At 38.8% G+C, this 13170-nt stretch carries 9 protein-coding genes; 2 read left to right on the forward strand and 7 right to left on the reverse strand.

Annotation, left to right across the window (positions count from 1 at the left end):
• Position 1 precedes the first annotated feature (1 nt).
• From WC614_07435 to WC614_07465, 7 genes are all read right to left on the reverse strand, one after another.
• Entirely contained in the window at positions 2-2134 is a 2133-nt protein-coding gene (locus WC614_07435) for a polysaccharide biosynthesis tyrosine autokinase (GenBank protein MFA5032835.1), read from the reverse strand.
• Positions 2135-2174: 40 nt separating this feature from the next.
• Entirely contained in the window at positions 2175-2699 is a 525-nt protein-coding gene (locus WC614_07440; GenBank protein ID MFA5032836.1) for an SLBB domain-containing protein, read from the reverse strand.
• 23 nt (positions 2700-2722) lie between these two features.
• The gene (locus WC614_07445; GenBank protein MFA5032837.1) at positions 2723-3538 is read right to left on the reverse strand and encodes a hypothetical protein; all 816 of its coding nucleotides are present in this window, start codon (positions 3536-3538) and stop codon (positions 2723-2725) included.
• Positions 3525-6197: a pyruvate, phosphate dikinase gene (gene ppdK, locus WC614_07450; protein ID MFA5032838.1), complete on the reverse strand. Its 2673-nt coding sequence runs from the start codon at positions 6195-6197 to the stop codon at positions 3525-3527. Before ppdK ends, WC614_07445 begins: the two co-directional genes overlap by 14 nt.
• Positions 6198-6495: 298 nt before the next feature.
• Positions 6496-7251 (reverse strand): hypothetical protein, encoded by a 756-nt coding sequence (locus tag WC614_07455; protein ID MFA5032839.1) that lies wholly within the window; start codon positions 7249-7251, stop codon positions 6496-6498.
• A 168-nt stretch (positions 7252-7419) separates the two neighbouring features.
• Positions 7420-8202: a M23 family metallopeptidase gene (locus WC614_07460; GenBank protein MFA5032840.1), complete on the reverse strand. Its 783-nt coding sequence runs from the start codon at positions 8200-8202 to the stop codon at positions 7420-7422.
• 102 nt (positions 8203-8304) lie between these two features.
• Positions 8305-9444, reverse strand: a complete 1140-nt coding sequence (locus WC614_07465; GenBank protein MFA5032841.1) for an aminotransferase class V-fold PLP-dependent enzyme — start codon at positions 9442-9444, stop codon at positions 8305-8307.
• 305 nt (positions 9445-9749) lie between these two features.
• On the opposite strand from WC614_07465, the gene gatE reads away from it, so the two are divergent.
• Positions 9750-11693, forward strand: coding sequence for a Glu-tRNA(Gln) amidotransferase subunit GatE (gatE, locus tag WC614_07470; GenBank protein MFA5032842.1), 1944 nt, complete (start codon positions 9750-9752; stop codon positions 11691-11693).
• Between the two features lie 2 nt (positions 11694-11695).
• The gene (gene gatD / locus WC614_07475) at positions 11696-13078 is read left to right on the forward strand and encodes a Glu-tRNA(Gln) amidotransferase subunit GatD (GenBank protein ID MFA5032843.1); all 1383 of its coding nucleotides are present in this window, start codon (positions 11696-11698) and stop codon (positions 13076-13078) included.
• Positions 13079-13170: the final 92 nt, after the last annotated feature.

The following is a 13170-nucleotide window of genomic DNA, read 5'->3' on the forward strand; positions in this document are numbered from 1 at the left end:
ATTAAATGGTTTTATTTTTCTGGGGTTTAGGTTCCTGAGAAGTAGAATAATATGAGTAATAATAAGGATACCCATACATAGGGAAATTAAGCGGTATCATGTTAAGTATAATATTCAAAAGTTTGACATTAGTCTGTTCAAGCATTTCTTTCGCTCGTGCAATTGCCAATCTATTCGTTTTACTTGCCTGTATTACAAGCATTACGCTATCTAATTTAGAAGCTAAAATAGCAGAATCTGTTACAGATAAAACAGGAGGGCTATCAAATATTACACAAGAAAATTCTTCCTTTAATCTTTCAATCAACTCACACATACGTTTAGAAGAAATGAGTTCTGCAGGATTAGGAGGGACTTTTCCACCCGGTAATATACTTAAATTTTCAATTTCTGTCTCTACTATTGCCTTTTTTAACATTTTTTCATCCAATAAAACATCCGTTACTCCAATTTCTGATTTTATTCCAAAACACCTTGTAAGACTCATCTTTCTTAAGTCCGCGTCCACAAGCAAAACCTTTTTTTCTAATTGTGCCATAACAATACCTAAATTAGAAGCTACTGTAGTTTTCCCTTCCCCAGGTAATGCAGAAGTCAAAAGAATTGTTTTTATCGGCAAATCCGGACTTATAAAACCGAGATTCGTTCTTAGCGACCTATATGCTTCATATACAGGAGAGTTAATTGGATAATGAGTAAGTAATCCATTTCCATTACCAGCTTTCATTGGCTTAACCTTAGGAATATTTCCTATAACGGACATATTAAAATGTAATCTAACGTCCTTAGATGTTTTAACTGTGCTACCAACATATTCTATTAAAAAAGCACTTCCTATTCCCATTGATAATCCAATAAATATGCTTAATATTAAAATAAGTTTTATTTTAGGTTTTACGGGTATTTTAGGAGTGTCTGCTCTATCTACTATTCTTATATCAGATAATCTTCCAGCTTCCGCAAGTTTTGTTGTTTCAAAATTTTTCATTAAAATATCATAAGTGTTATTATTTAAATTCCTCTTTCTTTCAAGTTGTGCCAGTTGAAATTCTTTTGTAGGGAATGAATAAAGATATTTTTCATAGGATGTTAAAATAGTGTAAAAAGAATTTTTCTTTGCAGTCTCAACAGATAACTCTACTTCTAACTTAAGAACATTATCTATTAATTCTTCCGAAATTGACAACGGATCCTTAGAAGAAACGTTTTTATCAATAATTTTTCGCGTTTCCTCTATCAATTGTTCCTTTGTTTTTTCAATACTATTTTCTATATCCATAAGTTTTGGATCTTTTTCCGATAATCCTTGCACTACATATAAAGAAAAGCTTGTTTCAAGTGATAACAATTCTTTTCTCAGTTGTAATATATATGGAGTTGATACACTTGTTACATCTTCAAGAAATGAACTTTTATGTTTATCTAATTGTTGTTTGAGTGAGATTAATTGAGTATTTATAGCGTTACAAAACGCTTCACTTTGCACATAAAGCACATCAATATCCGTTAATTTGCGCACTAATTCTTTTGCTTCTTCCGAAAGCCCAATTATTTTATTAGTTTCCTTGAAATCTTTTATACTTCTTTCAGATTCTATTAATCCCCTTTCTACTTCAGGAATTTGTTGTTCTATAAACTTTCTCTGTTCAGAAAATTCTTTTCTTGCAACTAAAAGTTGCTCTTTAATAAAGCCATCCACAACTGCATTTGTAAGAGCCATTGCTTCTTCAATAGTACTGCCCCTACCGTAGATTTTTATAATATCACTATCCACAATAGGTCTGATGGAAATTCTTTGTGATAATTTATCTGCAGGAAAAGATGAATTTAAAAATTTGAATTTTAATCCTGCATTCAATAACTTATCAACAGCATGTTGCATTACAGTTTCACTTTTTAGTATCTCACAATAATTTCTACTATTCGTAAGATAATTCCCCGGATACATTGTATTTGAGCCAGAAAGTTGTGGCGGTTCTATCATTATTGTAGCAATAGATTCGTAAACTTTAGGGGTAATAATAAGGTAAAAAATTGCAGTTAGAACCGTTATTGCAAACATACTTATTATCACCCATTTTCTTGTAAGTAATATATAAATATACTCTTGCAATGTAGACTCTTTTACGTCCATTTATTTTTTATTATTCCTTTAACTCAATGATATTATATTATTACTTTTTAATTAAATAATACATGGTAACATATGCAGTTACTATAGATGCTGTTTGCGCAGCTAGTGCAAAACATTGCAAAAATTTTGGGAAAAAAGTATACGAAGGAGATTCCGGAATAATAATCATATCGCCAGGTTTAAGTAAGGGTAATTTTGATATATCTCCATTATTTAGATACTTTCCCAAATCCACTTTAATCACCTGAACTTTAGGATTATTCCTTAATACCTTAACTTTCTTAAGGTCTGCGCCATCTGTTGGCCCACCTGCAAAAGATATCAGTCCAATAATATCTGTTGTCTTAGAAACAGAATAACGTCCAGGTTTAACAATTTTTCCCCATATTTGAACATCTATTTGCAACTCTCTGTTTGCATCAAGATATACATTATATTGCGGACCTCCATAAGGAATCGTAGGCGTTTCACGATATTCCTTACTAGGAGTTTCCTCCGCATATGTATAAACAGGAATAATGATACTCACCAATAAAACCATCAGAAAGCATTTTTTATTCAACATATTTTTTTAAGCACCTTGTAACTCTACTCTTTGTTTCTTTTTTTGAAAAAAGTTTTCCATTTACTCTTGGGTTTAGCTTTTTCTGCCACTATAGAATCCGCCACAAATTTAGCTCTTTGTATTTCCTGTTCCTTTTGTACCTCATCCGCTTGTGAATATTTAACCGTAACAAAATCCTCATCCGTATCAAGAGAGATACTTCTACCGCCTACATAAACATCAAAATTATCATCAACTGCAATCGTATGTGGAATATCCATATCATTATCTTCTCCATTATATCTCTGTATCCATATTTCTTCACCGCTAGGAGAGTATTTAACAGTAGCCATATCTTCCCAAGTTTCTTCGCCACCCCAACTTATACCCGTCACATATACATTACTGTGTTTATCTATAGCCATTTTCATCGGACCATCATAATCATGTGCAGGTCCGTCATATCTCTTTTCCCAGACTAACTGTCCATCTGCAGAATATTTTAATGTTACAAAATCCTCAAAAGTCTCATCACCGCCCCAACTAATACCAATCACAACCACATTTCCTTCGCTATCCAGTTTTAAATCATACGGTTTATCCGGACCATTACCCGGACCATTATAAATCTGTTTCCATGCTTCCTCGCCTGAAGGACTATATTTTATAGTTGTAATGTCGCAAAGCGTCTTTTCACCAAAGCCCTGACCGGTTATATATACGTTACCATAACTATCAGTTGCCATCGCATATACACAGTCTCTATAGTCCCCAGAAGCGTTATACTTTTTAACCCAATCTTGTGTCTGTGCCATCAATGTCAATGGCAACATAAATGCAGCTATTTTAAGCAGTCCCATAAGACTCCCCTCCTTTTTCTTTTAATACCGCTTGTGCCGCCGCAAGTCTTGCTATTGGAACTCTATACGGCGAACAACTCACATAATTAAGACCTACTTTATGACAAAATTCTATTGAATGAGGGTCTCCGCCATGTTCCCCACATATACCTACTTCCAATTTGGGGTTAGCTATTCTCCCTCGCTCCGCACCCATACGAACAAGCTCCCCGACTCCAATTACGTCTAACTGCTGGAATGGGTCATTTTTTAATATCCCTTTAGCAATATAATCAGGTAAAATTTTTCCTACATCATCCCTGGAGAACCCAAAAGTGGTCTGCGTTAAATCATTCGTCCCGAAAGAAAAGAAGTCCGCTTTATCGGCAATCTTTTCCGCAGTCAAAGCCGCACGTGGTATCTCTATCATCGTTCCTACCATATACTTAATAGTTATACCGTACTTCGCCATCACTTCTTTTGCCACTCTGTCCACGATTTCGCGCTGATTTAGGAATTCCCGCGCCTCGGAGACAACCGGTATCATAATTTCGGGGATAACTTCAATCCCTTTTAGCTTTACTTCGCAAGCCGCTTCAAAAACTGCACGGGCCTGCATTTCCGTTATCTCAGGATACGAAATCCCGAGCCTGCATCCCCTATGTCCTAACATAGGATTTAACTCCGACAACGATGATATCTTGTCTCTCAACTTATCTTCCGTTATTCCCATTTCATCCGATAATTCTTTAATTTGCAATGCTTTGTGGGGTAAGAATTCATGCAATGGTGGGTCCAACGTTCTGATTATAACCGGGAACCCTGCCATTTCTTTAAATATTCCAACGAAATCTTCTTTTTGCATCGGCAATAACTTATCCAGTGCCTTGCGACGCTGTGGCTCATTATCGGCAAGAATCATCTCGCGCACGGCTTTAATCCTATCTTTCCCAAAAAACATATGCTCGGTTCTGCATAAACCAATGCCTTCCGCTTTGAATTCACGAGCCACTTTAGCGCTCTCGGGATTATCCGCATTCGTTCTAATTCCAAGCCTTCTTATGCCATCCGCATATTCAAGAAATTCTCCGAATTCACCCTTTAATGATGCGCGAACTCTCGGAGCCTCTCCCCTGATAACTTTCCCAGAACCACCGTCAATTGTAATTATTTCCCCTGCCTTAATTGTATTCTTTCCCGCAGTAAATTCATTTTTATCATAGTTAATTGATATCGATTCGCAACCAACAATACACGCTTTTCCCATTCCACGCGCAACTACCGCTGCATGTGAAGTCATACCGCCCCTCTGCGTTAAAACTCCCTCTGCTGAAGCCATACCTGCTATGTCTTCAGGTGAAGTCTCAAACCTTACAAGAATCGAAGGACGACCTTTCGCTTTCAATGCTACCGCTTCTTCAGGTGTAAAAGCTACTTCCCCTGATACGGCGCCCGGTGAAGCAGGCAACCCAACCGCAAGAACTTCAAGTTTCGCCGTATGGTCAAGCATCGGATGTAACATTAAATCTATATCCGATGGAGATAAACGCATTATCGCTTCTTCTTTGGAAATCATCTTTTCTTTTACCATATCTACTGCAACTTTTACAGCCGCAACCGGCGTTCTCTTCGCGTTTCGAGTCTGTAACATCCATAATTTGCCTTTTTCTATCGTGAATTCTATGTCCTGCATATCTTTATAATGCTTTTCAAGATTTGAACGAATGTTCATTAATTCTTTGTAACTTTCAGGCATCTTTTGCTCTAAACTATTTGCCTTTTCTTTTGAATTCTGTGCTATGTTTATGGGAAACGGAGTTCTTATACCTGCTACAACGTCTTCCCCCTGCGCATTTGGCAACCACTCTCCAAAGAAAACGTTCTCTCCCGTAGCCGGATGACGCGTAAACGCAACCCCGGTCCCGGAAGTATCTCCCATATTACCAAATACCATCGACTGAACGTTTACTGCCGTTCCCCATTCAGATGGTATTTTATTGAGTTCCCTGTATGTTTTTGCTCTCTCACTATTCCATGATTCAAACACCGCCCCGACAGCTCCCCATAATTGATCAAATGGGTCTTGCGGAAAATCCTTCTTAGTGTGTTCTTTTATTATTTTTTTATATTCAACGATAAGCGCTTCTCTTGAAAATTTGCTTGCATCTAACTTGTCAAACTCAGTCTTGGGAACGCCAAGCACCACGTCTCCATACATCTGTATTAATCTGCGGTAACAGTCATAAACAAAACGAACGTCGCCTGTTTCGGAAATTAAAGTATCAAGCGCATCGTCGTTTAATCCTATATTAAGAACCGTATCCATCATCCCCGGCATAGACGCTCTTGCTCCCGAACGCACGGATACTAATAATGGATTATTCTTGTCGCCAAACTTCTTGTTCATTACTTTTTCAACTTTTTGTAATTTTTCTTTTACTTCATTCTCAAGTCCATCGGGATATTTTTGATTATTCTTATAATAATAATTGCATACTTCCGTAGAAATAGTAAACCCGGCAGGGACAGAAATACCTATTTTAGTCATCTCGTGCAAATTCGCGCCCTTGCCGCCCAACAAATTCTTCATCCCGGCATCGCCGTCTGCTTCACCGCCACCAAAAAAGTATACGTTACCCGTATTACCCATTTTTTCTTTTTTACTGCTACCTTTTGCCATAATTTTCCCCCCTCTTACAGAATTAATTAACTAACATAAATTATAGCCGCTAAAATGTCAATCTTTTTCTTATTTTCTGTTAACTCAAAAACCAAAGGTTTCTAATTTGCACTATTTTATGTTTTTCCTCTGTGTTATCTTTACTCAGCGTTTCTGCGGTGAATATTTCTGCTTTATTTGTCCTATCTGTCCTATACGGCTTATAATGTCTTATCTTTTTTATTTTATTTCATCAAAATTATTTTCTTGCTCTCTGTAAATCCACAGCTACTCAACCTCACAAAATACACCCCCGTCTTCAACTCTTTTCCATCAATTTAACGCTATAACTCCCCGCCTCCTTCTCCCCATCAACCAATGTCTTCACGCAACTTCCTGCTATGTCATATAACGTCAACGATACTTTACTCTTTGCGGGTATTTGGTAGCTAATCGCTGTCGATTGAGCAAATGGATTTTGACTTGTCTTTATATTTAATATTTGATTTTTGATATTTGATTTTTCTTCTACCCCCTGTAGTATTCCAATCCAGATGTTATTTCCTTCTACTGCAAGGGCAGAAGGTAAACCTGAATTTGAAGTATCATACACAGTCCAATTCGTTCCGTCAAACTTTACAAGACCACCATTATCAAGAGTACAAATCCATATATTACTTTCTTCCATTACAAGAGCATCAACTTTATTAGAAGATAAGCCCGAATTTGAAGTATTTAACACAGTCCAGTTAGTCCTGTCAAATTTTGCAAGACCACCACCTTCAGTGCCAATCCAGATATCGCCAGTCGTCCCTTCTATTGCAAGAGCCCTGACACGGTTATCAGGCAACCCAGAATTTGAGATATTATAAAACATCATTTCCCCGGTAGTTTTGTTCATCTTTACTAGTCCCCCGACAGTGCCAATCCATAATTCATTACCGCTATCAGCAATAGCTCTGATATTTTTTCCACCGTAGTTATAACTTGTCCACCCCGCATATTGCCCAAAGCAGTTAGATGCAATCACACTAAAAACAAAAACCGCAAAAAATAACAAGTTATATCTTTTCATCTTTTTCTCCGCTTTCTGTCAACTCCTTAATTCCTTTTATCCGTGTAAATCTGTGTAAATCCCTGCCTACCGGCAGGCAGACGTGGCCAATTTTTCTGTATTCTTTTTTCTGTTTTTTCTCGTGGAAATCGTGTAAAATCTCTTGGTTTATATTGTTCTCTGCCTCCCTCACTCCCCCACATACAGCCTCGGATCCTTTGACTCCCCGTCCAACCAGACCTCATAATGAAGATGCGGTGCCGTACTCCTCCCCGTCGAACCTACATACCCAATCACCTTCCCTTTGGAAATCTTTTCTCCGCTAGTTACACTGTATTTCGTTAAATGTCCGTAAACCGTTCCATATCCTGTTCCCGCATTGTCAATATTGACTATATTTCCAAGAGTATCATTCCATCCCGCAAATTTTACTACCCCATCCATAGTACTAATTACCGTCGTCCCAAGAGAAGCGGAAAAATCCATCCCCGAATGATAATCCGAAAAAGAACGGCTTACCCAATTTTTTGTTCCTTTCAAAAACGGCAACCCTACAGGTTTTTCAGAAACATTTTCGGATAATCCACTCCCATCTTCCTCCTGATTCACGGAAATATTTGCAGACGAACTCAATGTTTTTGACTCTACTCCCAACATATTTGCCAACTTAAAAACACGCTCCTTGAATTGGGCAAATTCCTCTTCAAAAGTCTGAAGCTTACCATACCTTTCGACAAGCTCCTTATTATGCTCCTCAAGCTCCTTTATTCTTAAGTTTTTTTCTATCATGTTCCCATACTCAAGAACAAGCCCCAAAATACCAAGAATAATACAAACAAATACTACTTTCAACGCATTTACTCCCCTCTGCGAAAAAGCATACTTCCTTATCTTGCTCCCGTCATCAGGAATTATAACAATCGAATACTTTTTCTGCCTCTTTGAAACGCCCTTTTTCTCTCTCTTAAACATTTTTTTATATCTACCGATCTTTTATTTTTTTAATCTGATACCCCGATCTCCTGATACTCTTTCCACTGATACTCTGATTTTCTGATATACTATTAATTATCCTCAATTAGTTAACTTTATCGCATTAATAAAATACTCCACCTCTTCCTTCGTATTAAACCACCCCGTACTCACCCTTATAGTCCCCTCCGGAAATGTCCCCATAGTCTTATGCGCAATCGGTGAACAATGCAACCCGCACCTCACCGCTATGCCATATTTCTTATCCAGCATCTCCCCCACATCCGACGGCCTCTTCCCCTTAACATTAAAAGAAATAACCGAAGTTTGTTTCAGACAATCTTGCACTCCGTAAATAATTACATTATCTATTTTTTTTAATTCATCAAGTAAAAATTTTGTTAATTTCTGATTCCTTTCCTTTATACTCTCCACTCCTTTTTTCAATACAAAATCCACTCCCGCTCCCAACCCAATTATCCCGATAGTATTAGGTGTCCCACTCTCATATTTATCAGGCAAAAACTCCGGAATAAATTCACATTCGGATTTGCTCCCGGTGCCTCCAAACCTTAACGGTACAGGATTTCCCCCTTCTCCTATGTATAAACACCCCGTCCCCTGTGGTCCCATAAGCCCCTTATGCCCGGAAAAAGCAAGCATATCAATATTGTCTTTTTTCACATCTATCGGTAAATTCCCGATAGTCTGCGCCGCATCCACAAGAAACAACACGCCTTTCTCCTTTACAATCTTCCCTACCTCGCGAATGGGCATTATCGTACCCACTACATTCGACGCTGATGTACAAACAACCATCCTCGTCTTCTTAGTAATTTTATTTTTTATATCATCCGGGTCTAACTCACCTTTTTCCGAACACTTAATGACTTCTAACCTTATCTTTCCTTCTTTTTCTAAAAAACGCAACGGACGCATAACCGAGTTATGTTCCATACTTGTGGTAATGACTTCGTCCCCTTCTTTAACACTACCGAGAATTGCAGTATTTATTCCTTCCGTGGCATTAGCCGTAAAAACGATTCTCGAAGAATCTTTCACACCTACAAGTTTCGCAATACTTTCTCTTGTCTCAAAAACTAACCTGCTTGTTTCTTGCGCCGATTTGTAAGCAGAACGTCCGCAATTAGCCCCGATATTCTTAAAATACCCTCTCATCGCCTTTATCACGCAATCAGGTTTCGGGTAAGAAGTCGCAGCATTATCCAGATAAACTTTCATAATTAATAGATTAACCCGTTTTCTCATTCTGTCAAAATAAAAATTATGAAGGGAATAGCTATGTCTTTTCTCTCTTTCTCTGTGTCCCCTATATCTCTTTGTGTAGTGCCAAGCTCTGTGTACTCTGTAGCAACTCTTTCCCGTTTTTTCTTCCTGCTTTTATCTTTAATTCTATATTTCTCTGTGCTCGGAGTTTATCCCGCCTTAGCAGGCGGGATGGTTAAAGGTTTCCTCTGTTTTTCCCAAAAAAACATTTGACAACTCCTAAAAAAATGCAATATAATCTTATTCATCTGTAAAAATAAATGATAAGAAAATTTGGCGAACTAACCGATAAAGAATACGAAAAACTCGGCTTTAAATGCGGTCTCGAAATCCACCAGCAGCTATTTACTAAAGAAAAACTCTTCTGCCACTGCCCCGCAGGCCTTTATACAAACGAATACGATGCCGAAATTCTCAGACATATGCGTCCTACTCTATCGGAACTCGGCGTTTACGACGGTACCGCCCTTATGGAATTCAAAACCAAAAAAAATATTCTCTATAGACTAAACCACGAAACCGCCTGCACCTATGAATTCGATGATACTCCCCCTTTCCCCCTCAATGACGAAGCCCTTGATATTGCCCTCGAAATCGCAATCCTACTCAAATGCAATCTCGTTAGCGAACTTCATATAGCAAGAAAACAATACCTCGACGGAAGCATCCCAACAGGCTTCCAACGAACTACTATCGTCGGAATCGAAGGCACCATACCCTATAAAAATAGAAAAATTCAAATCCGCCAGCTTGGCCTCGAAGAAGACGCTTGCAGGGAAATATCCGATAAAGGGCACCTGCGAATATACAAAACAGACCGACTCGGTATGCCGCTTATTGAAACCGTTACTTACCCGGATATGAAAAATCCCCGCGAAGCCGCTGAAGTAGCTCAAATTATTAGACGCCTGACACGCGTCACAGGAAAAGTCCGCACGGGCATCGGCGCCACAAGACAGGACGTAAACGTTAGCATCACCGGCGGAACCCGTATAGAAATTAAAGGCGTTTCCAGAATTCCTCTTATCCCCGAACTCGTCCACAACGAAGCTATGCGCCAAAAAGCACTTCTCGAAATTAAAGCCGAACTCAAAAAAAGAAAATTATCCGAAAAATCTTATAAAATAAAAACTCTTAATGTCTCAAACTTGCTCAAAAATGCAACCTACGACCCCATACAAAAAGCGCTCAAAAAAGACCTTCTCGTGAATGCCGTGCTCTTGCCTAAATTCAAAAATCTCCTCTCCTACCCCACTCAACCCGAGCAGACTTTTGAAAACGAAATCTCCGACAGAGTCAGAGTTATTGCTTGTCTCAATACTCTTCCAAATATAATATCTTCCGAAACAGCAAACAAAAATTTATCTCAAAAAGAATGGAAAACAATATCTACTAAACTATCCGCCCAACCAACCGACGCCATTATAATCGTCTGGGGCGATAAACAGGATTCCGAAACGGCCATAAAGGAAATAGAAATTCGTATAAAAGAAGCGATGGAAGGTATTCCAAGCGAAACCCGTCAGGCGCTCACAAATAACACCACCGGTTTCGAAAGAATACTCCCGGGACCTAATAGAATGTATCCCGATACTGACCTTCCGCCCATATCCGTCTCCCCGCAAAGAATCAAAAAAATAATGTCCGACCTTCCCGAGTTCCCATGGGATAGAGAAAAACGATACAGACAGATGAACCTCCCTCAAGATACTATCATTCCTCTCATAACTTCGAAATACTCTATCCTTTTTGATAAAATCGTAAAAAACCTTAAAATAGACCCCGTCCTCACCGCTGCCACAATCATCCAGAAATTTAAACACCTCAAAAGAGAAGGCATAAATATAAATAATATACCTCAACCCGAAATATATAAAATGTTTGAAGCTTATAAAAATAAAAAATTCGCCAAAGAATTAATCCCCCTCCTTTTACAAAAAATGCCCGATACTACTTTTGAAAAAGCTTTTAAAAACCTGAAAATCAAACCCCTGACCATCAAACAACTTCAATCGGAAATAAAAGATTCTTATGCAAAATATAAAAAAACTTTATATAAACCAAAGAAAAAAGAAAACGTTAAACTAAGAACAGAAAGATTCTTAATGGGAAAATTAATGCATAAATTCGTAGGCGCAATTGACGGGAAAATAATAAATACCGAACTGAAAAAATTATTGCTCGTGCTTCTCAAACAAAAATAACTATGGCAGACGATTATAAAGGTTATCGGGGAAAAGCTAAAGGCACCCTCATCGAACATAAAGTCCGTGTCTGGAGCGATGTCGTAATAGATTCTACACGCGGAGAATTCATCGGGATTATCCTCCCGAGGTCCGAAACCGCCGATGACAAACATATCGTTGTAAAACTTCGTACCGGTTACAATGTCGGTCTTGCCGTTGATACCATAAAACACATCAAAGAAATGTCCTACAAAGAAGCCATTTACAAAATTCCCGAAAAAGAATTTCCTTATGACCCTAAAAAACCTAACGTAAAACTTCTCGGAACGGGCGGAACTATCGCAAGCAGACTTGATTACAGGACAGGAGCCGTTATACCTGCTTTCTCGCCCGGCGAACTTTATGGCTCCGTCCCGGAACTCGCTGATATTTGCAACCTCAACACGGAAAAACTCTACGGCGTATTTAGTGAAAATATGGGGCCTGACCAATGGAGAGGCACGGCCGAAGCCATCGGAAAAGAAATCAAAAAAGGCATTGACGGTATCGTTATCGGTCACGGAACCGATACTATGCACCATACAGCAGCTATTCTTTCTTTTATGGTACAAAATTCCCCCGTCCCTATAGTAATGGTTGGTTCTCAGCGCTCCTCCGACAGACCTTCTTCAGATGCTGCGCTCAATCTGATGCACGCGACAAAAACTGCCGCCGAATCCGATATCGCAGAAGTAATGGTTTGTATGTTCGGTCCCACAAGCGACGAATATGGCTTACTTCACCGCGGGACAAGAGTCAGAAAAATGCACTCCTCCTACAGGTCAACTTTCAGGACTATTGGCGATATTCCTCTTGCGCTCGTTGATAACGACAAAATCACTCCGTTAAAAACCGATTACAATCACAGACGAAAAGATAGAAAAGTAACCATCAATACTGCTTTTGAAGAAAAAGTTTCTATAGTATATTATTATCCAAATATGAAACCCGATATCATTGAATCGCTTATTGACCACGATTACAAAGGCATAATCATTGCCGGAACCGGACTTGGCCACGTCAACAAACCGCTTTATGAACCCATAAAAAGAGCCTGCAAAAAAGGTATCGCCGTATATATGACCGTTCAAACGCTGTGGGGATACGTTCAGATGTACGTTTATGATACCGGAAGAGATTTAATGGATATGGGAATTGTTCCCGCCGCAAATATGCTCCCTGAAGTAGCTTATATGAAACTCGGGTGGGTGCTTGGACAGACAAAAGACCTGAAAAAAGTAAAAGAACTAATGCTTACTTCAATAGCAGGCGAAATAACAACCAGAGAGCCGTATGACGGGTATCTAATCTACCAGGGCGGTCTCCCCGAAATCACCGAATTCCTAAAGAAACACAACAGATAATATCAGTTCCTATTCCTTTTTGTTTTTCACTCCAAAGTCTAAAATCCAAATTTCCCCCGCGTCTGTCTTGTCTCTCCTTCCCCATGTCTCTT

It is taken from the genome of bacterium (assembly GCA_041649255.1).
Taxonomy (GTDB): Bacteria; Hydrothermota; UBA3073; order JACQXS01; family JAQTXJ01; genus JAQTXJ01.

Bases quoted from the DNA above. Each gene is read 5' to 3' on its own strand.
- WC614_07455 (MFA5032839.1), bottom strand. From the start codon at position 7,251: ATGAAAAGATATAACTTGTTATTTTTTGCGGTTTTTGTTTTTAGTGTG.
- WC614_07440 (MFA5032836.1), bottom strand. From the start codon at position 2,699: ATGTTGAATAAAAAATGCTTTCTGATGGTTTTATTGGTGAGTATCATT.
- WC614_07435 (MFA5032835.1), bottom strand. From the start codon at position 2,134: ATGGACGTAAAAGAGTCTACATTGCAAGAGTATATTTATATATTACTT.
- ppdK (MFA5032838.1), bottom strand. From the start codon at position 6,197: ATGGCAAAAGGTAGCAGTAAAAAAGAAAAAATGGGTAATACGGGTAAC.
- gatE (MFA5032842.1), top strand. From the start codon at position 9,750: ATGATAAGAAAATTTGGCGAACTAACCGATAAAGAATACGAAAAACTC.
- WC614_07445 (MFA5032837.1), bottom strand. From the start codon at position 3,538: ATGGGACTGCTTAAAATAGCTGCATTTATGTTGCCATTGACATTGATG.
- WC614_07465 (MFA5032841.1), bottom strand. From the start codon at position 9,444: ATGAAAGTTTATCTGGATAATGCTGCGACTTCTTACCCGAAACCTGAT.
- gatD (MFA5032843.1), top strand. From the start codon at position 11,696: ATGGCAGACGATTATAAAGGTTATCGGGGAAAAGCTAAAGGCACCCTC.
- WC614_07460 (MFA5032840.1), bottom strand. From the start codon at position 8,202: ATGTTTAAGAGAGAGAAAAAGGGCGTTTCAAAGAGGCAGAAAAAGTAT.